At 35.3% G+C, this 22,991-nt stretch carries 22 protein-coding genes, 1 pseudogene and 1 riboswitch; of the genes and pseudogenes, 15 read left to right on the top strand and 8 right to left on the bottom strand.

Annotation, left to right across the window (positions count from 1 at the left end; translation table 11 throughout):
* Positions 1-203: 203 nt before the first annotated feature.
* Positions 204-1,472 (bottom strand): M24 family metallopeptidase, encoded by a 1,269-nt coding sequence (locus tag DRF65_RS14865; RefSeq protein WP_228438731.1) that lies wholly within the window; start codon positions 1,470-1,472, stop codon positions 204-206.
* A 142-nt stretch (positions 1,473-1,614) separates the two neighbouring features.
* On the opposite strand from DRF65_RS14865, the gene DRF65_RS14860 reads away from it, so the two are divergent.
* Entirely contained in the window at positions 1,615-2,490 is an 876-nt protein-coding gene (locus DRF65_RS14860) for a helix-turn-helix domain-containing protein (RefSeq protein ID WP_115971543.1), read from the top strand.
* A 20-nt stretch (positions 2,491-2,510) separates the two neighbouring features.
* On the opposite strand, the gene DRF65_RS14855 is transcribed toward DRF65_RS14860, so the two are convergent.
* Complete coding sequence (locus tag DRF65_RS14855) at positions 2,511-2,903, bottom strand: Fur family transcriptional regulator (protein ID WP_115971542.1); 393 nt, start codon at positions 2,901-2,903, stop codon at positions 2,511-2,513.
* 88 nt (positions 2,904-2,991) lie between these two features.
* Here DRF65_RS14855 and DRF65_RS14850 point away from each other — a divergent pair, with 88 nt between their 5' ends.
* The 3 genes and pseudogenes from DRF65_RS14850 (at position 2,992) to DRF65_RS14840 (ending at position 6,007) form a co-directional block, all read left to right on the top strand.
* The gene (locus DRF65_RS14850; protein WP_115971541.1) at positions 2,992-3,330 is read left to right on the top strand and encodes a MerC domain-containing protein; all 339 of its coding nucleotides are present in this window, start codon (positions 2,992-2,994) and stop codon (positions 3,328-3,330) included.
* Positions 3,331-3,344: 14 nt separating this feature from the next.
* A pseudogene (locus DRF65_RS14845) lies at positions 3,345-4,535 on the top strand (CobW family GTP-binding protein); the annotation flags it as partial.
* A 77-nt stretch (positions 4,536-4,612) separates the two neighbouring features.
* The gene (locus DRF65_RS14840; RefSeq protein ID WP_115971540.1) at positions 4,613-6,007 is read left to right on the top strand and encodes an alkaline phosphatase; all 1,395 of its coding nucleotides are present in this window, start codon (positions 4,613-4,615) and stop codon (positions 6,005-6,007) included.
* A gap of 97 nt (positions 6,008-6,104) precedes the next feature.
* On the opposite strand, the gene DRF65_RS14835 is transcribed toward DRF65_RS14840, so the two are convergent.
* On the bottom strand, positions 6,105-6,896 hold the full coding sequence (locus tag DRF65_RS14835; protein ID WP_115971539.1) for an XRE family transcriptional regulator: 792 nt from the start codon (positions 6,894-6,896) through the stop codon (positions 6,105-6,107).
* Positions 6,897-7,331: 435 nt separating this feature from the next.
* On the opposite strand from DRF65_RS14835, the gene DRF65_RS28455 reads away from it, so the two are divergent.
* A complete protein-coding gene (locus DRF65_RS28455; RefSeq protein ID WP_160137874.1) occupies positions 7,332-7,616 on the top strand; it encodes a bacteriocin-like protein in 285 nt (94 codons plus the stop codon).
* 148 nt (positions 7,617-7,764) lie between these two features.
* On the opposite strand, the gene DRF65_RS14825 is transcribed toward DRF65_RS28455, so the two are convergent.
* On the bottom strand, positions 7,765-8,226 hold the full coding sequence (locus DRF65_RS14825) for an Lrp/AsnC family transcriptional regulator (RefSeq protein ID WP_115971537.1): 462 nt from the start codon (positions 8,224-8,226) through the stop codon (positions 7,765-7,767).
* A 188-nt stretch (positions 8,227-8,414) separates the two neighbouring features.
* Positions 8,415-8,600: riboswitch (cobalamin riboswitch) on the top strand.
* Positions 8,601-8,775: 175 nt separating this feature from the next.
* On the opposite strand from DRF65_RS14825, the gene metE reads away from it, so the two are divergent.
* Positions 8,776-11,079 (top strand): 5-methyltetrahydropteroyltriglutamate--homocysteine S-methyltransferase, encoded by a 2,304-nt coding sequence (metE, locus tag DRF65_RS14820; RefSeq protein WP_115971536.1) that lies wholly within the window; start codon positions 8,776-8,778, stop codon positions 11,077-11,079.
* A gap of 105 nt (positions 11,080-11,184) precedes the next feature.
* Here the strand turns inward: metE and DRF65_RS14815 are convergent, their stop codons facing one another.
* Both DRF65_RS14815 and DRF65_RS14810 read right to left on the bottom strand, forming a co-directional pair.
* Positions 11,185-12,009 carry an anti-sigma factor gene (locus tag DRF65_RS14815; protein ID WP_115971535.1) on the bottom strand — a complete coding sequence of 275 codons (825 nt, stop codon included), beginning with the start codon at positions 12,007-12,009 and terminating at the stop codon, positions 11,185-11,187.
* A gap of 6 nt (positions 12,010-12,015) precedes the next feature.
* A complete protein-coding gene (locus DRF65_RS14810; protein ID WP_228438729.1) occupies positions 12,016-12,585 on the bottom strand; it encodes an RNA polymerase sigma factor in 570 nt (189 codons plus the stop codon).
* A gap of 90 nt (positions 12,586-12,675) precedes the next feature.
* Between DRF65_RS14810 and msrB the strand changes: the two genes are divergently transcribed.
* The 4 genes from msrB (at position 12,676) to DRF65_RS14790 (ending at position 15,513) form a co-directional block, all read left to right on the top strand.
* Entirely contained in the window at positions 12,676-13,191 is a 516-nt protein-coding gene (msrB, locus tag DRF65_RS14805; RefSeq protein ID WP_115971534.1) for a peptide-methionine (R)-S-oxide reductase MsrB, read from the top strand.
* 119 nt (positions 13,192-13,310) lie between these two features.
* Positions 13,311-13,880: a fasciclin domain-containing protein gene (locus DRF65_RS14800; RefSeq protein ID WP_115971533.1), complete on the top strand. Its 570-nt coding sequence runs from the start codon at positions 13,311-13,313 to the stop codon at positions 13,878-13,880.
* 77 nt (positions 13,881-13,957) lie between these two features.
* A complete protein-coding gene (locus DRF65_RS14795) occupies positions 13,958-14,671 on the top strand; it encodes a ferritin-like domain-containing protein (RefSeq protein ID WP_115971532.1) in 714 nt (237 codons plus the stop codon).
* Positions 14,672-14,697: 26 nt separating this feature from the next.
* The gene (locus DRF65_RS14790; protein ID WP_115971531.1) at positions 14,698-15,513 is read left to right on the top strand and encodes a ferritin-like domain-containing protein; all 816 of its coding nucleotides are present in this window, start codon (positions 14,698-14,700) and stop codon (positions 15,511-15,513) included.
* 72 nt (positions 15,514-15,585) lie between these two features.
* Here DRF65_RS14790 and DRF65_RS14785 read toward each other — a convergent pair whose 3' ends face one another.
* Positions 15,586-16,008 (bottom strand): GNAT family N-acetyltransferase, encoded by a 423-nt coding sequence (locus DRF65_RS14785; protein WP_115971530.1) that lies wholly within the window; start codon positions 16,006-16,008, stop codon positions 15,586-15,588.
* A gap of 60 nt (positions 16,009-16,068) precedes the next feature.
* On the bottom strand, positions 16,069-16,647 hold the full coding sequence (locus tag DRF65_RS14780; protein WP_115971529.1) for a Crp/Fnr family transcriptional regulator: 579 nt from the start codon (positions 16,645-16,647) through the stop codon (positions 16,069-16,071).
* Positions 16,648-17,012: 365 nt separating this feature from the next.
* On the opposite strand from DRF65_RS14780, the gene DRF65_RS14775 reads away from it, so the two are divergent.
* The 5 genes from DRF65_RS14775 (at position 17,013) to DRF65_RS14755 (ending at position 22,873) form a co-directional block, all read left to right on the top strand.
* Positions 17,013-18,506 (top strand): BspA family leucine-rich repeat surface protein, encoded by a 1,494-nt coding sequence (locus tag DRF65_RS14775; RefSeq protein WP_165852231.1) that lies wholly within the window; start codon positions 17,013-17,015, stop codon positions 18,504-18,506.
* 236 nt (positions 18,507-18,742) lie between these two features.
* A complete protein-coding gene (locus DRF65_RS14770; RefSeq protein WP_115971527.1) occupies positions 18,743-19,828 on the top strand; it encodes a hypothetical protein in 1,086 nt (361 codons plus the stop codon).
* Positions 19,829-19,865: 37 nt separating this feature from the next.
* Positions 19,866-20,726 (top strand): leucine-rich repeat domain-containing protein, encoded by an 861-nt coding sequence (locus DRF65_RS14765; RefSeq protein WP_123947356.1) that lies wholly within the window; start codon positions 19,866-19,868, stop codon positions 20,724-20,726.
* Between the two features lie 236 nt (positions 20,727-20,962).
* Complete coding sequence (locus DRF65_RS14760) at positions 20,963-21,748, top strand: hypothetical protein (protein ID WP_228438727.1); 786 nt, start codon at positions 20,963-20,965, stop codon at positions 21,746-21,748.
* 105 nt (positions 21,749-21,853) lie between these two features.
* Complete coding sequence (locus tag DRF65_RS14755) at positions 21,854-22,873, top strand: phosphotransferase (protein ID WP_115971525.1); 1,020 nt, start codon at positions 21,854-21,856, stop codon at positions 22,871-22,873.
* The last annotated feature ends 118 nt before the right edge of the window (positions 22,874-22,991 follow it).

Raw genomic sequence — 22,991 nt, 5'->3', positions numbered from 1 at the left:
TATGTTGCAAACTGATCTATAGAATATTTGCTGTGGTAAAAAGAGAGGAACCTTTTGTAAATTTAACAAGATATAATTTGCATATGTCTTAGAATACACAAATAAAATAATTAGTGTGCATTCGTGGCTATTAATAATATAGAAATAATCCTTCCAGCCGGAAGGACTATTTTTTAGAAAACTTTTTTACTCTTACTGTTTTATTAATATTCTGCCCTCATCAGATGAGTAGAGTTGGTATTGAGCTCAATCCCTCTGTCACTGCCAACAATTACAGTTCCTCCAATATTCGCAAGATGATTTCCAAAAGCACAATTGGGTTCAAAAGCAAAGCACATTCCTTCCTCCAGTACTAAATCTCTGCCGGGATTGGGTAACCTCCCCACATTTCCATATCGGGCAGCTTGTGGGAGTATTTCTATCCCCGGAGCGGTTCCAAATCCAATAGGACCATAAGGATTTATACTGTGAATCAAAGGATGTACATGCCATCCGCCAGCTTCTAAAAGTGGTCTTTCCATGACATCAACAACTTCTCCAAAAGTTTTTCCCGATTTCAAAACATCAACTCCTGCTTCATAACACGCACTGGCGACAAGGGCTGCACGCTCAAGATTTGGATGAATATCTCCAACTGCCACTGCTGCCTGATGCTGAGTTTCATACATCCCATACAGCGCAAAGATCTCAGATAAAACAATGTCTCCTTCTTTAATGATTCGAGGAGCCTGTGACCGATATTGCCAGGCAGGCGGCCCCCATCCAATATATTCAGGCCCTGATCCCATTAATATTTCAGCCGTAAACCCTCCCATTGAAATACAGGTTGAAGTAATAGCAGCTGCTACTTCAGCTTCACTTACTCCGGGTTTAACAGTAATCCGCATGGCTTCACTCATTGCTTCCCCAATGTGGGCAGCATATCTGATTAAAGCCAGTTCTTCATCACTTTTTGGAGCAGTCAGTTTGAAAAAATCCATATAAACGGGCTTTATTTCAGCATTTGGAAAGGCTTCCATGATCCCTTTCCATGTTCGATGGGGGAGCGCTCCGTCAAAATAGAAGGGTGGGTAAGGCTCTAAACCGATTATTCCAATCTTAGGTGTATTTGAAAGTCCTTTTTCTTTAAGGATATTTCCAATACTGGCTCCAGTTTTACCAACATAGATTTGTTCAGGCTCAATCCATTGCTGATCTCCACGAAGGGAAGCCTGCATATGGTCAGCGACCATCATTGAAGCAAAAGTGACAACAATTGGCTTTTCTTCCTTGTGAAATATCACAACAGACCCAAGTCTGTCATTAGTAAAATAATGATCAATAGAAAACGGGGCAGGTGCTGCAGATTCTCTGTCTCCGTAAATAATCAGAGTGTCCAGTTCATTTTTTCTCATAATAATGCGTGCAATATCCCAACGACGATCACGCTCTTTCAATGATAAAGGCAATGGTATTTCCATGTTTTTTTTCATAACTCAATCTTTATTAATTATTCTGATGCAAAGTAAGCGGATCGGTGATCGAAGCATATTATCCCGGAAGAAGAATAAATGTGCAATACGTTTGTTTTATTGGAAAATAAATATCTTCTTTACCTGAAATTTAATTTATAGCATGGAAAGCGTGAGAGATGTTGAAAGTTACAGTATATCTTATGTGTCTGAGAAAATAGGATTACAGAATGTAGAAGGAATTGTCGTAAACAGAGCAGAAGATTCTGTACGAAAGGGGTTAACAAATTATCCGCATACTGTCAATGGTTTTATCTGCGCCATCTGTGTAAAAGGGAGGGCAGAACTGAAAATAAATTTTCAGAAAAGACTATTGGAACCCTATACTCTGATGGTTGTACTTCCCGGTTCTATGATGGAACCGATAGAGATATCTGAAGATCTGCATATAGACACTATTTTTTTCGATCTGGATTTTATTTCCAAAGATTCTCTTTCGAGTAACTACCTGTTTTTTCACGAAGTAAGGCAAATACCATGTCTCAGGTTAAATAATGAAGGTTTTGAGATCTTTAGACAACATCATACGAGTATTTCTACGCATTATCATAGAGAAGAAAGCAGGAGTAAGACAGATATACTTCAATTCCTGTTGTTAGCTCTTTTGGCAGAAGTAAAAGATGTATATTTTACTAATGGTGAACAGGGTCAAAGGTATACAAGAGCAACAGAGTTAACAGTTATTTTTTTTGATTTATTATACCGCTATCATAAAGAAGAAAGAAGTGTTTCCTTTTATGCACAGAAAATGCATCTCACCAGTAAATACCTGACTACAATAATACGTAAACAGACAGGGAAGTCTATCCTGGTCTGGATCAATGAAGCGGTTATAGCACAAGCCAAATCTTTATTGAAAACTACCAATCTGTCGGTAATGGAAATTACTGATGTATTAAATTTTACTGAATCATCACTGTTCTGTCGGTTTTTCAAAAGATACACCAGCATGACACCTTCTGCATACAGAGGAAATTAAAATCTGTATCTGGAATTTATTTATGCTTCCATCGTACATTTTGGACACACTCCACTGATAATAAAATTATATTCCTCAGCAATAAAATGCTCCGGTAAGCTAATTTCCGGGATCGCATTCTCAATACACGTCACAGAATGACATTTTTTACAGTTAAAATGTACATGGTTATGAAAATGCTGTTCATGAGTACACTTCCCAATGCATTTTGCAAAATTAACCACACCATCCACATTGACAATCCTGTGAATAGCACCTTCATTTTCAAGGCGTTCCAAAACCCTGTAAATCGTAACTCTATTACACAAATCACCTAGCTGCTTTTGAATATCAGAATGACTTAAAGCTACCTCTGAGCCATTAATAAGGTTTAAAATTTCAGTTTTGGCATGCGTATTTCTGACTTGTTTCATATTTTAATGCAACAAAGTTGCGTTATTTAGGTTTTTATATTTACATTTGCAACAAAGTTACAATAACAAATTCAAATCCTGATCTTTTATGAAGTCTAAATTTCTTGATGCAGTAGGAATCTCAGCCGCGGTTTTATGCCTGATTCATTGTATTGTTTTCCCTTTATTGCTTATCATTCCTTTGGGAATATCACATAATCCGTATATCGACCTTACATTTCTTTTGATTGGAACCTTTGTGGTATACAGACAAACAAGGCATATGACCAATCATTGGCTGTCAATTTTATTCTGGGGTTCAATCGGGTTAATTGCCGTTTCAATATTAACTGATTTTATATTTGAAATTCATCTGCCATTGATCTATGCGGGAGCTGCGGGGCTGATTACAGCACATTTTATCAATTTAAAAAAACATAAACATTAGGAAAACATGAATAAAAAACTCCTGTAACGGTCCTCAGTGGTTTTTTAGGCGCTGGAAAAACAACATTACTCAATCATATTTTGCATAATAAGCAAGGATTAAAAGTGGCAGTTATTGTCAATGATATGAGTGAGGTTAATATTGATGCCAGACTGGTTGAGAATCAAAACACTCTTTCAAGAACAGAAGAAAAGCTGGTAGAAATGAGTAATGGATGTATCTGCAGTACATTAAGAGAAGATCTTATGGTAGAAGTGGAACGTTTAGCCTATGAAAACCGCTTCGACTATCTTTTAATTGAAAGTACAGGAATCAGTGAACCTATTCCGGTAGCCCAAACCTTTACCTATATTGATGAAGAAAGTGGAATTGATCTCTCCCGCTTCAGCTATGTAGACACTATGGTAACTGTAGTGGACGGTTTTAATTTCATGAAAGATTTTTCCTCTAATGAACGATTAATGGATCGCAGTCTTACTGATATTGATGAAGATTACCGTACCATTGTCAATCTTCTTACTGATCAGATAGAGTTTGCCAATGTTATTATTTTGAATAAAACAGACTTGATTGATCCGGATACTCTTGGATTCTTGAAATCTGCAATTAGAAAGCTAAATCCTGAAGCGGATATTCTGGAATCAGAATTCGGTCAAATTGATCCAAAACATATTTTGAATACAGGATTATTTGATTTTGATCAGGCACAACCCTCAGCAGGCTGGCAAAAAGAATTACAATCCGGCCACCACACTCCCGAAACGGAAGAATATGGAATAGGTTCTCTGGTATTTAGAGATAAAAGACCTTTTCATCCTGAGAGACTTTGGAAATATCTCAATCATTATCCTGAAGGCATATTAAGAGCGAAAGGACTTTTCTGGCTGGCATCCAGACCTGATGATGCACTGAATTTTTCTCAGGCAGGAGGCTCATTTCGCCTGGAGAAAGCAGGAGTTTGGTGGAGTAGCATGCCTTTGAACCACAGGGTGCAATATGCTTCTTTTATAGAAAATCAAGCATTTATTGAAAGCAGATGGGATAAAAACTGGGGAGATAGAATGAATGAGTTGGTTTTCATTGGGCAACATCTTAATGAAGAAGAGATCTTACAGGCTCTCACGGACTGCCTGATCAATGATGATGAAAAAGATTTATTTGATCAGAAAGCAGATTTTGAAGATCCATTTCCCGAACAGATATAAAATTAACTTTTAATTAACGCAACTAAGTTTCATTAAATAAAAATATATCCTAATTTAGGCCTTTATTGATACAATATATGGATAGAAGAAAATTTCTAAAAGGTTCTGCACTGCTTTCAGGGCTATTATCCCTGTCACCCGCTGAACTTTGGAGTTCCAAAAGGAATACTGAACCATCCGGGACCGGAAAAGCAAAGAATATAATATTCATGATCAGTGATGGAATGAGCTTGGGAACTCTTTCTATGGCAGATTTGTATTCCAGAAATATTTTAGGCAAAGAAAGCCATTGGCTCAGTTTATATCGTGAGAAGAAAGTTTCAAGAGCATTAATGGATACAGCCTCTGCAAGTTCAATTGTAACAGATTCTGCTGCAGCCAGTTCGGCTTTTGGAGGAGGAATAAGAGTACAAAACGGGGTATTAAATATCGGTGCTAATGGAGAAAAACATATTCCCATATGGCAGAAATATAAAAAAGTTGGGAAAAAAGTTGGTTGCGTTACTACTGTTACAGTTACTCATGCTACTCCTGCAGGTTTCTGCATCAATTCTGCCAAAAGAAATGCAGAACCTCAGATTGCTGAAATGTATGCAGAACTGGAAATAGATGTTCTGATGGGAGGAGGGGATGAGTTTTTCAATCCCTCAAAAAGAGAGGATCAGAAAGATCTTTATTCTGTCTATAAAAAAAAGAATTATCAGATTCTGAAAAATCATACAGATCTGAAAACAATAAAAAAAGAAGAGAAGATACTAGGAATCTTCAATACAGGAGCTTTACCCTACAGCATTGACAAAGCTAATCTTTCTGAATTTGGGAAAACTCCCAGTTTAGCAGAAATGACAGCAGCAGCAATTGATCAGATGAAAGAACATCCGGGAGGCTTTGTTCTTCAGATAGAAGGTGGGAAAGTAGACTGGGCTGCTCACGCCAATGATATAGCCGCATTGATTCATGATCAGCTGGCATTTGACGAAGCTGTGAAAACCGTGATGGATTTTGCTGAAAAAGATGGAAATACCTTAGTGATTATCACTACAGATCATGGAAATGCCAATCCCGGAACCATTTATGGCACTGATACCACTAAAAATTTCAATAGTATTTCAAACTATCAATATACCAATGAATACATTCTGAATAAAATTCATAAAGATCATTCTGCTAAAGATATCAAAGACTGGATATTTGAAGCTAATAAGCTTGTTTTAAGTGATGATGAAGCCAAACATTTGCAAAGTTTTTACAATGGGCTTGAAAAAGAAGAGGGGCTTTATAATTATAAAAAACTACCGTTCAAACTGTATTCAGAAATTCAGAAAAGTCGGAATTCTGTAGGCTGGATCAGTATGGACCATTCAGGAGACTATGTAGAAGTAGCGGCCTTTGGACCTGGAAGTCAGCATTTACAGCCTTACATTAAAAATACGGATCTGCATCATCTAATGCTGAACGCAGTTCCTTTATAAATTTAAAATTTTCATATCATATTTATATTTGGTTTTAAAACAGGCTCTCCAAAACGATTTGAAGAGCCTGTTTATTTTGTACGAAATTGTTACACGTTTATTGTGAAGACTTTCTTCGGCGTGTAGACACTTTTTTATCCAATTCTTTGATATCCTGTCTCAATTCCCTGAACATTTCCTTGAAATTATAGCTTTCATAATCTCCGGGCTCAAAATCTTCCGGAAAAATTCCTGAAGCATACTGCCAGATCTCTACAATATCTTCAAACGGAATATCGTATGGTTCATAGAAAGAGTTATCTGCACTTACACAAATGGTATTTCCTTTATTCTCCTTAAAACGTTTATACGTAATTCCATCATTCTGGGTAATGAAAACATAGGTCTTACCAGGCTTAAGCTCATCGATTCCCTCTACATATTTTCCTACAATGTATGAACCACTTCTGAATGGAGGCATAGAATCTCCATCTGCCGGAAATGCTCTGTATTTTCCATTGTTTAAAAAGGGAAGGGCAATACGCTGAAGACTTTCAATATATCCCACATCACTATATCCCTCCAGATATCCCATAGAAGCTTTCTGAGGAATGATTTCTATGGTATCATTTCCAAGATCATCCACAGCTACAGGAAGAACAATTCTGTTATCCGGAAGCTTCAGCATATCTTCCGTTGAATATTTCTGAAGGTCTACGGACAGCAACAGATCTATACTGACATGAAAATATTTGGCTATCTTAATAAGAAGCTCCATAGGAGGTTCTGAAATTCCGTTTTCGTATTTAGAATATCTCACCCGGGAGATCGTAAGGTCATCAGCTACGTTTTGTTGAGAAAGCTTTCTCTTGGCTCTCAAAGAGCGTATATTATTTGAAAAAATTGACATTGATAGAAGTATGTCCACAAAAATACAAATTTTACGCCCTGTGGTCAATAATCAGAACAGCATTTACCATAAAATTTAGAGAATTTTATTACTTCTTAACTAAAGCAAGAAAAATCAGCTAATAAAGCACCTGTTTTTTACAGTTGCAGCCTCAGTTTTTACCTTTAAAACCTCATTTTAACAAACATTGAATATTAACCATTAAAAAGTTAATTTACATTGAAAATATTAACTCCAATATTTAAAATTTGAAATATGTTTTTTAAAATTTAGTAAATCAATCAGATACAAACAAAAATGATATACACAATATTATTCATTTATATTAACGAAATATTAAATAATAAAATTGTTTAATTATTTTATTCAAAATAATATGAGTTTATTATTAATTATCATATATTTGTGATGTATTAATCATATAAAATTTTAATCATGAAAAATTTCAAAAAACTAGACAGAAACGAACTAAAATCAATTTCAGGAGAAGGATTACTTGATCCAATCGGAGGTTTACTAGGAGGTCTAGGAGGCGTTGTTGGTGGCGTTCTTGGAGGAGTAGGTACTATCGTAGGTGGCGTTGTTACCGGAGTAGGCTCTACAGTAGGTGGAGTTATCGGCGGTGTAGGTACTGTTGTAGGAAACGCTTTATGCCAAACACAATGTGTAGTTAATGGTGTAATCCACATCAAATTATTAGAGTGTGGTTCTACTTGCTAATCAGCAACTCCATTAAAAATTAAAAAAGTATAGCCGCTCTAAAAATAGAGCGGCTTTTTTATTTTTTTTTTCTGAATATGATACTAAATATATTACCCCTGACAGGTTTTTAAAGCCAGTTAAGTTTTAGGTAAATAAAACAGTCATTTTATAAAGTCAAGCCCTGATTATTTTTTACTTCAGCCATTACAAAGGTACTGTGTGTACTTCCTATAGAGTCTACAGAACCAAGCTTATTAAATACAAAATCCTGATAATGTTTCATATCGCGAACCTGAACTTTCAACAGGAAATCAAAATCTCCGGAAATATTGTAACATTCTGCTACTTCTTCAATTTCCAGGATTTCTTTTACAAAATCATAGCCTACAGAGCGGTCATGAATTTTCAATTTAATCTGGCAGAATACCGTAAATCCACGGTTAAGCTTTTCTGCATCCAGAATTGCTGCATATCTTTTTACAAAGCCTTCCTGTTCCAGTCTTTTTACCCTCTCAAAAACAGGAGAAGGTGACAGATTAATTTCCTTCGCAAGTTCTTTAACGGTCAATTTTGCATTGTTCTGAAGCAGTTTCAGCAGTTTTATGTCCTTATCATCAAGTTGTTCCACAGAATATTATTCTTTTATATTTTAAAATCACCCAAATGTACAGAATTATATTCTTTAAAAATATAATTTAAAAGCTAAATTAACCAAATAAACCATGTTTAATTGCTAATATATTCTGCTTTAGTAATTTTACACCAAATTAAAATCTTTTATCAGACATGCTATTGGTAAAAGATCGTTCTTTACAATCTTCATCAAACAGGAAAGGTTTTACTTAAGGTGAATTAATAGGGAATCGTGTGAGAATCACGAGCTGTCGCGCAACTGTAAGTAACACATCAAAGGTTTCTGTCCTTAGATATCCACTGCCAAAAGCGGGAAGGATGACAGAAACTGTTACAAGTCAGGAGACCTGCCTTTACTGAATTGACAATGCTTTCGCGGTCTGAAGCTTTTGAGTCATACAGATGATCTATTGCAGTACGTTTTATCTCCGGGTGAAACTGTACCAACTGCTTATATCACCTGATCTCAAAAATTTCTATCCCGAACAGCATTCCGAAGCATTCAAAGAGCATTTAAAATAAGTTTAATTTAAAATTTGTAAAAATGCAAACACACATTCTGGGCTATCCGCGTATTGGTAGCAAAAGAGAACTAAAAAAAGCCTGCGAACAGTATTGGTCAGGTAAAATCGTTTTGGAAGAACTTCTTACCGTAGGAAGATCTATCTGCAGCCAGAACTGGAACCTTCAGAAAGAAGCAGGAATCGATCTTATTCCCTGCAATGATTTTTCCTACTACGACCAGGTGCTGGACATGAGCCTTGTGGTAGGAGCTATTCCAACACGTTATCATGAGGTAGCTCTTAAAAAAAACAATTCGGAACTGGATCTTTACTTTGCCATGGCAAGAGGATATCAGAAAGACGGATTGGATATCACTGCGATGGAAATGACGAAGTGGTTTGATACCAATTATCATTATATAGTCCCTGAATTTTATAAAAATCAGCAGTTTAAACTTACCTCAGATAAGATTTTCAATGAATTTGCCGGAGCAAAACAGGCAGGGATCAATGCAAAACCTGTAATTATCGGTTTGGTTTCTTATTTACTTTTGGGAAAGGAAAAAGAAGAAGGATTTGATAAGCTGGATCTTGCCCATAATCTTCTTCCAGTTTATATTGATATCTTATCAAAGTTACAAAGCCAGGGTGCTGAATGGATTCAGTTTGATGAACCTTTCTTAGCCTTAGACCTTACTGAAAAGGCAAAAGAAGCCTATACTTTTGTGTATGCTGAGCTTAGAAGACAGTTTCCAAAACTTACATTCATTGTAACGACATATTTTGAAGGATTAAAGAACAACCTGTCTCTTGCAGCCTCACTTCCTGTGAATGTACTGCATATTGATCTGATAAGAAACCCTGAGCAGCTTGAAGATGCACTTGATTCTATTCCAGAAAGCCTAAGCTTATCTCTTGGAGTGGTAGATGGCAGAAACATCTGGAAAAATGATTATGAAAAATCTTTATCTATCATCAAAAAAGCAGTTGAAAAATTAGGATCTGAAAGAGTTTTCATCGCTCCTTCATGCTCTCTGCTGCATTCACCATGTGATTTAGATTTTGAAACCGGTCTTCAATCTGAAATCAAAAACTGGCTGGCTTTTGCCAAACAAAAAGTAAAAGAAGTGGTAATCCTTAAAGAGCTGGCTTCGGAAACTTCTGATCATAATATTCTTCTGGATTTTGAAAACAATAAAAAAGCCGCTTCAGACAGAAAAACATCTTTACTGATTCATAATGAAAATGTAAAACTAAGAGCAAATTCTGTTACAGAGGCAGATTCGCAAAGGAAAAATTCATTCAGTGTCCGTAAAGAGACACAACAAAAGGCATTACAGCTTCCTTTATTTCCTACGACAACCATCGGGTCATTTCCACAGACTGCTGAAGTAAGAAGCTGGAGAGCAAAATTCAAAAAGGGAGAACTGACTGCCGAGCAATATGATACTTTATTAAAAAAGGAAACCCAAAGAACGATTCGTTGGCAGGAAAGCATCGGAATTGATGTTCTTGTTCATGGTGAGTATGAGCGTAATGATATGGTGGAATATTTCGGAGAGCAATTACAGGGATTTACTTTTACTAAAAACGGTTGGGTACAAAGCTATGGAAGCCGTTGTGTAAAGCCACCAATCATTTTTGGAGATGTCTCCAGACCTGAACCTATGACCGTTTACTGGTCTCAATATGCTCAGTCTCAAACGGATCAATGGGTAAAAGGAATGCTTACAGGACCTGTAACCATCTTACAATGGTCATTTGTACGTGACGACCAGCCCCGTTCCGAAACCTGTAAACAGATTGCTCTGGCGATCCGTGATGAAGTTCAGGATCTGGAGAAAGCAGGAATCAGGATTATTCAGATTGATGAACCGGCTATCCGTGAAGGACTTCCATTGAGAAAAACAGACTGGCAAGATTACCTGAAATGGGCTGTAGAAGCGTTTAAAATCTCAGCAAGTGGAGTAGAAGATGCCACCCAGATCCATACGCATATGTGTTATTCGGAATTTAATGATATCATTAAGAATATTGCAGATATGGATGCTGATGTGATTACGATAGAATGCTCAAGGTCTCAAATGGAACTTTTACATGCTTTTGCAGACTTCAAATATCCTAATGAAATTGGCCCGGGCGTGTATGACATTCACTCTCCGAGAGTTCCTTCCAAGGAAGAAATGACTGAACTGCTGAAAAAAGCTCAGGATGTAATTCCTTCGAACCAACTTTGGGTAAATCCGGATTGTGGTTTGAAAACCAGACATTGGGAAGAAACAGAAAAAGCATTAATTGCTATGGTTGCAGCTGCTAAAGAGGCTTCTGTAGAATATGCATCTTAACTATTTTCAACCTTATATCAACCAAAAAGCATCCAAGTTGGATGCTTTTATTTTTTTAATTATTTTGAGACTGAAAACATTCACAATTTCAATCTATGATTACATTTAAATTCCTCCCATTACATACATGTTTTCCATAGTAGGAACGGGGCTTCCGCCTTGTTTTTCAAGAGTAATAGCAAACGCCTGCGCTTTTGAAATAGTAGCCAAAGCCGTTTTACTGTCTTTATCTTCAGTATACATTCCTGCATTTACCGGTTTCCCGTCTTCAAGAGCCCAAAGCTGATACTGCATTCCTGTTGGAGCTTTAGGGAGATGCTCACCATTAAGGTATACTTTTTTTGTTTTTCTATCCCAGAAAACCATTGCTTTGGCTTCCTGGTGCTTTTCCACTCCTTTTAACATCACCATCTGCATGTCCGGGTTGGAAAACATATCCAGTTTTCTATCCATCTTTTCCATGGCAGCATCCTGAGATTGTTTTTCTGCTGCCAGTTTTGTCATTTCCTGTTTTGTTGCAGACTGGTTATTCATCCAAACCAGATTCCCGGCTATACTTATAAGGAATAAAACAGATGCTGCAACAGCAAGAGGTTTCCAATTTCTTTTTCCCTGTATCTGTTCCGGATTTTTGATATCTCTGTCATCATTAATTTCCTGAATCTCTGTAGAAAGAGAAGGTTTCTCTTCCTCAATAGGAGACTGTTCCTGTTGAATTTTATTCCAGATTTTAGATTTCAGATCACTTGGAGGTGTTACAGCCTGAGCCGTAGCAAGATGTTCCAAAGTTATTTGTGCCTCTTCAAAAGCAGCCTTTACTTCAGCATTATTCTTCATCACACACTCCAAAATCCCTGCTTCCTCTGGAGAAGCATGGCCAAGAATATAAGATTCTATAATTCCGGATGATATGTATTCTTTTGTGTTCAATTTAATTTATTGATAATCTTTTAGCAAATCTTTTAATTTCATCAATGCATTCCGCATCTTCGTTTTTACCGTTCCCAGGGGAATCTTTAGTTTCTCTGATATCTCATGTTGGGTATATCCCTGATAGTAAGCAAGATTAATAAGTTCTTGCTTGTCCACTTCCAGATTCTCAAGCACATTGTTAAATCCAATATAATCGGATGAATTATTGGTCGTTGAAAGCTCTGTAGTGTTATATACGAAATCGGGAAGTGATTGGTTTTTAAGCTCGTTCTGGAATCCTTTAGATTTTAAATAATCAATTGCTGTATTTCGGGCAATATTAATCATCCAGGTATAGAACCTTCCTTTAGAAGCATCATATTGATGAATAGAATTCCAAATTTTAACAAAAACATCCTGAATAACTTCTTCAGTGTATTCTTTAGACTGAACAATACGAAGAACAATTCCATACAACGCACCTGAATAGCGGTCATACAGATAATGAAAACCATTTTCGTTTTTTTCTTTTAATAAAACGATAAGTTCTTCCTCAGAATAGGTTGTTTTAATAGCAATTATTTTTCTATCCAAATGTAATAAAATAAAACAAATACCCAATAAAATCCGAAAAATCTTTTACCTCGTATATAGTTTCAAGAAAATATTTAAAAAATATTAGATATGAAGAGCTTAATATCAAAAACAGTATTGATCTGCTGTATTGCCCTATCAACAGAAACCTATAAGGCACAGGCAGATCATTCTAAAATCAAAAATCCTTATTACTCCCATACCGCCGTAAACCTGTTGAAGGTAAGTAATTCTGAATGGAAAAAGATTTTAAAACCCGAACTCTATGAGGTTGCCAGAGAAGGAGCTACAGAAACAGCATTTACAGGAAAATATTATGAGCTTGATGAAAAGGGAACTTATTATTGTGCCGTATGTGGAAATCCATTGTTTCTTTCCACTTCAAAGTTTGCGACCACTTGTGGCTGGCCTTCATTTTATCAGCCTATTCGTAAAAACAGTGTTATCTACAGAAAAGATACTTCTTACAATATGATTCGAACAGAAGTTCTGTGTGGAAGATGTGATTCTCATTTGGGACATATCTTCGAGGATGGCCCAAAACCGACAGGAAAACGATTCTGCATGAACTCAATCTGTCTTGATTTTATTCCTGTAAAAAAATAACAATCTAATTTACAGTAAGTTAAATAAAATTTCATTTTTTTTCAATCTAAAATAAAACCAATCTCGTAAATGACATTAAAAGCACAAATTAACTATAATTAATTTAAAAAAATATTACAATGAACACACGAACAAAAATCACAGTTTTAGCAATGATAGCTTTATCATTTGCTTTCAGTGGGAAGGTAACTGCACAAATGACGAAAGAAAAAACAGTAATGGTAGGAGGAGCGCCTATGTATCCTTCCAAAAACATTATTGAAAATGCAGTAAACTCTAAAGATCATAAAACTTTAGTTGCAGCGGTAAAAGCTGCAGGATTGGTAGAAACACTTGAAGGAAAAGGACCTTTTACCGTATTGGCTCCTACTGATGCAGCATTTGCAAAACTTCCGAAAGGAACTGTAGAAACTCTTGTAAAGCCTGAAAATAAGGCAATGCTTACAAGTATATTGACATATCATGTGTTACCAGGAAGATACAGTGCTAAAGAAATCTGGGCTGCTGTAAAAGCAGGAAACGGCAAAAGCATGATGAAAACAGTACAGGGCGAAGAACTTACTTTCTGGACAAAAGGAAAAGATCTTTATATAAAAGATGCGAAAGGAAACAATGCCAAAGTGACCATTGCAGATGTAAATCAGTCCAATGGGGTTATTCATGTTATAGATACGGTTTTGATGCCGTAAAAATGTAGAATCTAAACAGCATATTAGTGTGCTGTTTTTTCTTTTTACCATTATCAAACACTTCAAAAATTAATATTATGAAAAAAACGATTCATGTTTCTAATCAAGGGGTAACTCTGGATACAGGCAGAAGAAACTTTTTAAAACTGAGTGGTGTAGGTCTGGCACTTGCAGGGCTCACTATGATTGGCTGTAATGATGATGATGATTTTCAAATGATGGATAACAGCCCGGTTTTTGATTTAGGAGCCGGAGATATAGGCGTATTAAATTATGCTTATGCTCTTGAGCAGCTTGAGGCTGACTTTTATACCAAAGTGGTGAATAACTTTTACACTGGGATTTCCAGTATTGAAAAAGAGATTTTCACAGATCTTTACCATCATGAGGTAATCCATAGGGATTTTTTTAAAGCAGCTATCACTGGTGTCACTCAAAACGTACTTCCGAAACTTGATTTTCAATATCCCAATGTAAATTTTAATGACAGGAATTCTGTACTGGCCACTGCAAAAGCACTGGAAGATACCGGCGTGGCAGCCTATAATGGTGCCGGGAAATATATTACCAATGCGGCTTATCTTGTTATTGCAGGAAAAATAGTTTCCGTAGAAGCCAGACATGCCTCTGCTATCAGAAACCTTATCAATCCGGGATCTGCTGACTTTTCAGGGGATGATGTGATAGATGCTAATGGTCTTGATCTTGCTAAAGAGCCGAAGGATATCGTAGCCGCAGCAGGAGGATTTATCAAAAACCGCTTTACCTGGAAAGAAAGAGGTATTAATTAAATTATTCATCTTCAAAAACTTGTATTATGAACATTCTTAGACTATTAGACAAGCTTTCTAATGATAAATTTTTCACAACGGAAGCTTCCCGGTTAGAAACCATTACAAATCTATCCCTATTTGGAAAAAAAGCAGCTGTAGCAGCTGTTCCCTTTGGACTTGGTGCACTAATGACTACTCCTGTAAAAGCAGAAACAACCCATACAACAATGACAGGGACCGCCCTTAAAAGTACTTTAACAGATGCTTTACAACTCGCTTTGATCCTTGAATACCTGGAAAATGAATATTATGCTTTAGGACTTTCCACAGCAGGTCTGATTCCGAATTCTGACAGACCGGTTTTTATGCAGATTTCCAAACATGAATCAGCTCATGTTACCTTTTTAAAGAGCACACTTACTTCTTTGGGAACAACTCCGGGTGCAAAACCAACCTTTGATTTTACAGCAAGTGGAAACTTTTCCCCTTTTACCGATTACAACCAATTTCTCATTCTGGCACAGGCTTTTGAGGATACAGGAGTAAGGGCCTATAAAGGGCAGGCTGGAAATGTTATGTCAAATAAGGCTGTCCTTCAGGCTGCATTACAAATTCATTCTGTGGAAGCCAGGCATGCCTCACAGGTAAGAAGAATGAGAGCCAACAAAGGCTGGATTGAGCTTGCCAATGGAGGAAATATGCCTTCAGCAACTGATCCTGTATATGCAGGAGAAGATAATGTAAATCAGGCAGGATACAATACGGGAACTCTATTTGGAGCCCCTGCCGGGTCTGCAGCCTATGATGAAATTTTGAGCGGAAGTGATGCGCAGGCTATTGCATCATTATTTATTGTATAGTAATATGCAGAAAAAACAAAGTATTTGTATCATAAAAAAGCATCCAATCGGATGCTTTTTAGCTATATAAAGTTATAATCCCATGTGTAAAATAGGATATTCTTTACCCTGACTATCTAATTCGGACCTTTCCAGCACCTGGAATCCGATATGTTGATAGAAACCAACAGCCTGTTCATTTTGTTCATTGACATCTACTTTGGTCACTTTTAAATGATCAATTCCATACTGAATCAGTTTTTTACCAATTCCTTTCCCTCGGTAATCGTTATGAATGAACAGCATTTCAAGATTTCCTTCAGCCACTCCCATAAATCCAACTAAGGTACCGTCTTCCTCAAATCCGAGTAGACTAACGTGTTCAAAATACCCGGGAATCTCTTTTTTATAATAATTAAAATCTTCTTCTTTCAGAAAATCGTGGGTATTGAGTACGGAACTTTCCCATATTTTCATTAACTGAGGATAATCAGTCTTGCTTATTTCTCTAATCATAATTGTAAATTTTGAGTAGCAAAAAATCGTATTTTCTATATTTGAAACACTGAACCTGGGTTAAAAAATCCGTTTCCGTATTCTGCTGAGCGCCTGAGGGGTAATTCCCAGATACGATGCAATATCCTTTAATGGAATAGAATTGAAAGTATTGCCATATTCTGCCATCATTTGTAAATAATACTGTTCCGGAGAGAATTTAATCAAGTTGATATTCCGGATTAAAAGTCTGTTCAGCAATCTGGCAGTCAGATCATCAAAAACTTCTTTCAACCCAGAAATTGCTTCATATAGTTTGACCGCCTGATCCTGATCTATTCTGTATATTTCACAGTCTGCGAGGGCCTGGACATTAAAAGTTGACTTTTCCTGTAGGGTAAAGGAGATATTGGATAAAGAGAATGAACCTTCCTTGCAAAACCAGAAAGTCTGCTCTTCCCCTTTATGATTTAAAGTCCAGCAACGGGCTATTCCACTGAAAATGAAACAACTGTATTTCTCCAGTTCGCCTTCTTTGATAAGGAATGTGTTCTTTTTAACCAAAATCCTTTCAAAATATTGGTCAAATCGTTTAGAATCAGCTGAATTGAATGTATTGACATCTACATTAAATTCCTTGAATAATTTTTCTAACAGCATAATCTATAATACAGAAATAAGAATAGGAGAGTACAATATACATTTTATCCGGGATATATCTTAAACCTGTATTAAATGTCTGAATATTAATGATTATTAACCACAGATTTTCACAGGTGAATGTGCAAAAATCTGCTTCATTTGAAAAATTTGCAAGTGTTTTTTTACTTGAGCGGAATTTTTGTAATCAACGAAATACGATTTATGAAATATATATAAAAAAATTCAAAAATATTAGATTAATAATTTTAATACGACAAGTTCTGTCGCTATGCGTCTATATCTTTGTATTAGAGATAAGATACAGAACCCCGGGAAGTTATGTCTTACAAAATCAATTTTTAACCTTAAATATTTTTAAAATTATGTTCAAAAAACAACTAGTAATCATTTTTCTTTTTCTATTTTTCATTTCTTATGCACAGAATGAATTTATTACGGTGTGGAAACCTAATATCACTGGTACCATCGATAATGCAATCTCTTTTGGCGGGACAGGAACCAACTACACGATTAGCTGGGAAGAAGTAGGATATCCTCAGCATAATGGAATTCTTTCTGTAACCTCTAATACCAGTACTTTTACGACCATTTCTTTTGGTACTTCTTTACATACCAATCCAATCCAGGCAACCTACAAAGTGAAAGTATCCAACGGTAATGGATTATTTTATGGATTTAAAGGCAGTGCTTATATGAATACCACCGGAAATCCGGAACTCTTTGAAGTGAGTCAATGGGGAGATATACTTTGGCTTCAGCAATTTACTCAGGGTTTTGCATATTGTCAGAATCTTAACGTAACGGCTACAGATACGCCTAATTTAAGCCAAATAAACAATGTATCACAAATGTTCTCTAATTGTCCTTCTCTGATTGGAAATGATTCATTTTCTAACTGGAACACAAGCACCATTACGAATATGAATGGTATGTTTAACAAAGCCAAATTGTTTAACCAGAATATTGGAAACTGGAATACAGCGAAAGTAACCGATTTTCGGGATATGTTTTCTTCAGCTTCAGCTTTTAATCAAAATATTTCTGCCTGGAATACCTCGTCCGGAACCAATTTCATTTCAATGTTCCAGGATGCGGTAGCGTTCAACCAGCCATTAAATTCATGGAATACAAGCAATGCGACGAATTTCCGTTATATGTTCTCTAATGCTAAATCCTTTAATCAGCCTCTTAATAATTGGAACACCAGTAAAGTAGTAAATTTTGACCAGATGTTTACCGATGCTTCGTCATTTAATCAGCCTATTGGAAACTGGGATGTTAGTAAAGTTGGAGGTGCTTATGGTTTTATGATGTTTAATGGTGCTACGCTTTTTAATCAGGATATTTCTGCCTGGAATATCAGCTTTCAAAATGTTCCTTCAGCCTATGTATATTTCGGATTTAATAATTCTGGTTTATCATGTATTAATTATAATAAATTTCTAATTGCTCTCAGCAATAATCCTACATTATCAAACTTAGGATCCGCAATTGGAGTTATAGAAGCAGCAGGATTAACTTATTCTACACCACAAGCCATTATGGCAAGAGCTCAATTGGTAAACAAAGGTTTTAATATTAATGGAGATGCTTATAATGCCAGCTGCAATTCAACCTTGGCAACTGCTGAAACAGTAAAACAGGCTAAGACCCCAGCTTATCCAAATCCAACAACAGGAGTGATCACTGTGGAGTCTGCAGCTAACGAAAATGTTTATTTATATGACATCACAGGTAAGCTCATTAAAAATATGACTTTAAGTAAAGGAAGTAACCGTATCGACCTAACAGAATATCCATCAGGAAATTATCTACTAAAAGGCAATACAGTTTTCACTAAAATAGTTAAGAAATAAACTATTTTCTTTTACGATAAGTTTGTCCAATACCTAATTTTATAGATTAAGCCCCAGAATCATAGATTTTGGGGCTTAATTGTTATGATAGGTTTTCTTTATCAAATTCACTTATCTGATACTCGGTTTAATATATTGAAAATTCTTTAACTCTTGTCAATAAGAACTTGTTATTATTATATATTTAATTATTTTTAACAAAACTATAAAAACCAACGTTAGCTTTAATTAAAAAAATGAGTGATATTACTACTATTGTCAGTCAATTAGAGAATGCTCTCAATATCAAATTAGAAAAATCGGAGAGAAATACTGAGATGAGTGGAAACTCTCATTCTTCTGGTATGAATAAATTATGTCTTTCAAACCTGCATTTTGAAAATTTCTCAGTTCTCGAACCTATCTTTGAAACACTTAAATACCTGACATTAATAGAATGTTCGATTGATGACATACAGGATTTACACAAAATAAAACTATATTCTCTTACCCTGAATAAATGTACAGTTCCCAGTGAAGGAACTTTTAATCCTGAAGTAACAAAGATTAAGGAAACGCGTTATAATTTTCAATTCTTGAATCTGGTCAATATGACTGTTCCGCATCCCGGATTTTTCTTACCTATTTCTAACCATCTTGAATACGTTAAGTTTATTAACTGTACTGTCCACAATATAAGTGAATTAAATCTTTTTCCAGATTTATATTATCTCACCATTGATAATTCCAACATTATTGAACAGGAAAATGATATTCAGTATCATGGAAAAATAGATAAAAGAGGGACTGTGATACATTTTAAAAATATGTACATAAAGGATTTTGATCCCTTTCTGCCCATTTCTAACAGCTTAGATTCTATAAAGTTAAACAATTGCGAAGTAGAAAGTTTAAAAAATATTCACCAATTTTCCTCTCTGGAAAGGCTCTATGTACATCCTCCTTTACAAGTTAATGACCTCAGTATACCGGATTATGATGGGAAACAATTTGAATTAGAATTTGTGATGATAGCACCAGAACATATGATGGATTATTGGGCAAATAAAAATTGGATAACCCCTGATTTTAATACAGAAATGCTGGTATCAATCGCTCCATTTGTACGAGACCTTTTGGTAAATGGTTATCATCTTATGAATACCCATATTTTAAAAGACTTTCCGATATTAGATCATTTAGATTTTAATAAATGTTCAATAGATCTGAAAGATTATGTATTAGTAGCCCCCCAAATCACATTATCAGCCGATTACAACGAACCAAAATATATACATCTTAAAAAACTTCTGCCACTGAAAGTGGCATTTAAAAAAAATTAATATTTATGAAAAAGAGATCATCCTAAACCTGGATCAGTTGAAGCATTTTAATGCGTTGGAAAAGCTTTGGATTGATGTAGATTCTATTGAGCTCGCACAGGACATCCTTTCTATTGAATCCCTCAAAGATCTTTATCTGAATATTTTTGGACTAAAGCAGAAAATTAAAAGACCAATAATACTGGACTTACAGCAATTAAAAAATGTGGAAAAATTGCACCTCGATTCAAATGATGATATCTATTTTAAAGGAATAAGCCATCTGAAATCTTTAAAAATGCTTGAGTTGGATAATGATGGTGATCTGCAAGAATTGACCACTTTACCTTTACTTGAGAAATTGGTAGTAAAAGAAGAAATTATCAATAAATTCCCTAAACTGGAGCAAGTAAAGATATTGGACTTGCATGTTCCAGAAAATTACGAAGTATCTTCACTGGAAAAATTTCCAAACCTTGAAAAGCTTGAACTCAATCTATGGTCTAATCAAAAAATAGCCATTAACGGATTAGAAAAGTTAAAAACTATTGTATTTGATTATATTAATTTTGACGACATTGTTTCTTTTGAAAATCTGCCAAGTCTTGAAGAATTAGATCTTACTGAGTGTGGTGTTTCTGATTTCTCCAAATTGAAAAATCTTACCAGTTTAAAAAAACTTAATCTGGAAAATAATGGCATTAAAAGTCTCGAAGGTATAGAAAATCTTAAGAATCTGGAACAATTAGCATTCTATCTAGGTGACATTTCGAACCTCAGACCCCTTAATAAACTACCCAAACTTCGGGAAGTGTTCATTCAGGATTATCATAAGGAAAAAGAGAATATTATATCCCAGCTTGATAAACCCGAAATACTAATTAGGAATGATGATACTTTTGAAATAAGTATTGATTAGAAATACAAAACCAAAAGTGGGATAATCCGGATGATAGAGTGGTGTAAGCAGGACCAATACGCGTTAGATGGAAACAGCAGTAATCTGAGTGGAGCAGAGAAACAATTGCTTCTTAAAGAGATACAGAATAAAAACAGGAGGGAACCACTTATACCATAATAGAAAGTTTTATAAAACTGTAAAAATTATTTATATTCGTTAATAAATAAATGATCCTACTGGAACAACATAAAACCATGAAAAGAGTAGTCATATTTCTTGCCTTTACTTTTGCGTTACAATCCTGTAAAAATGAAAAGCAAAAATCAGTAGAAACCCAAAGTACAGAAGTTCAAAAAGAACAACAGAATAACATTACTGTAGATCATTCCTATCAAAATACTGAAGGAAAGAAAAATCCAAATGACTTTATACCAAAAGGATATGTCATCAACAAATATGAAGGCGGAATTTCTGCTGAAGGCTGGAACGAAATAAAAGGAGATCTGAACAAAGACGGGTTAGAAGACATCGTACTCATCATCAAAGGCACAGACAAAAGCAGAGTTATAAAGGATGAAAACCGTGGTGAATTAGACCGAAACCGAAGAGGGATTATTGTACTCTTGAATAAAGGTAATTACTATGAGTTAGCCTCCAAAAACTACAATTGCTTTTCATCTGAAAATGAGGATGGTGGTGTATATTTTGCCCCTGAACTGAGTGTAAGCATAGAAAAAGGAAACCTGCATATCGATTATGGGCATGGCAGATATGGGAGTTGGGGGTACACTTTTAGGTATCAAAATGGAGATATGGAACTCATTGGCTATGATTCATATTCAAGCAGAGGTCCGGTGCCTCAATATGAAGTGAGTATTAATTTTCTGACAAAAAAGAAACTTACAAAAGACAACTTAAATAAAGAGGATGATGGAGATCATTATGAAGTCAAGTACAAAGATACCTGGGAACCTATCAAGGTTGAACAGCTTATCAAATTATCTGAAATAAGGGATTTTGACGAGCTGGAGTTTAATTAATAAAATAAATCAATAATAATATTAATAGGAGAGTACACTATATATTTTATAGTGAATATCTTTGGTTGATCCATTATTTAATAACCAACTACGAACTAAGAATTAATGACAGAGAGATTTCCTACCATAAACAGTACACTTTCACCGAATGAACTTGGTAAATTTATTCAACAGAAGTATGCACTAACCGATAAAACACAATGTAGCATATTTCGACTTGCTATGAATCATTTATACATTGTTCATGATGACGAAAACAAATACGTTTTTAGAGTTTACACCCATAACTGGCGCACTAAATTAGAAATCGAAGAAGAATTAAGGCTTTTAATTCTTCTAAAGGATGAAGACCGACAAGTTGCTTTTCCAATAGCTGATAAATCGGGCCAATTCATTCAAGAGATTGAAGCACCTGAAGGTACTAGGTTTGGCGTTTTATTTTCGTACGCAAAAGGTATAAAAACAGCAATTTTTTCAGGACAGACAAGCTTTCTGATTGGTCAGGCACTAGCAAAGGTCCATCAATCAACAGAAAATCTCGAACTAATGAGAATATCTTACAATGCTCACAACCTGCTTGATAACCCTGTTGCAAGAACAAAAGAATTCTATAGTAAAAATACTAATGAAATCGAATTTTTAGAAACCCTTTCTGCTTTCTTAACGCTAAAAATGGAAAATATTGACAAACAGAAAATGAGGTATGGAACTGTTCATCTTGATGTTTGGTTTGATAATTTGCATATTGACAATGAAAAAGAAATAACATTTTTTGACTTTGATTTTTGTGGTAATGGCTATTTATGCTTTGACATTTCTTATTTTCTATTTCAGTTATTTACAACCAATCTGAACGAAGAAGAATATCAGGCAAAAGCTGATAGCTTTATAAAAGGTTACGAGACTGTAACTGAAATTAGTAATGAAGAAAAAAAGTTTTTACCTTATGCATGTTTGGCAATTATGACCTATTATATAAGTGTTCAGTGCGACAGATTTGATTACTGGACAAATATCTTCCTGAATGAAGATCATTTAAAAAGAATGGTCAGGAACTTAAAACGATGGACTGATTACAATAAAATTGAGATTAATAGTAAACAAAAAGAAAGGAATAATTCGTAAGGCATTTGAAGAAACATAGGAAAGGCTTTCAACAGCAAAATCCGAATTAAAATAGATAGATTTAGTTTTCACACAACTCTTAATTTTTTTTTGATTATAAAATGAATCAACAATAAAT

It is taken from the genome of Chryseobacterium pennae, from assembly GCF_003385515.1.
Classification (GTDB): Bacteria; Bacteroidota; Bacteroidia; order Flavobacteriales; family Weeksellaceae; genus Chryseobacterium; species Chryseobacterium pennae.
The sequence above is the reverse complement of the archived record's forward strand: the minus strand, read 5'-3'. Positions and strand labels throughout refer to the sequence as shown.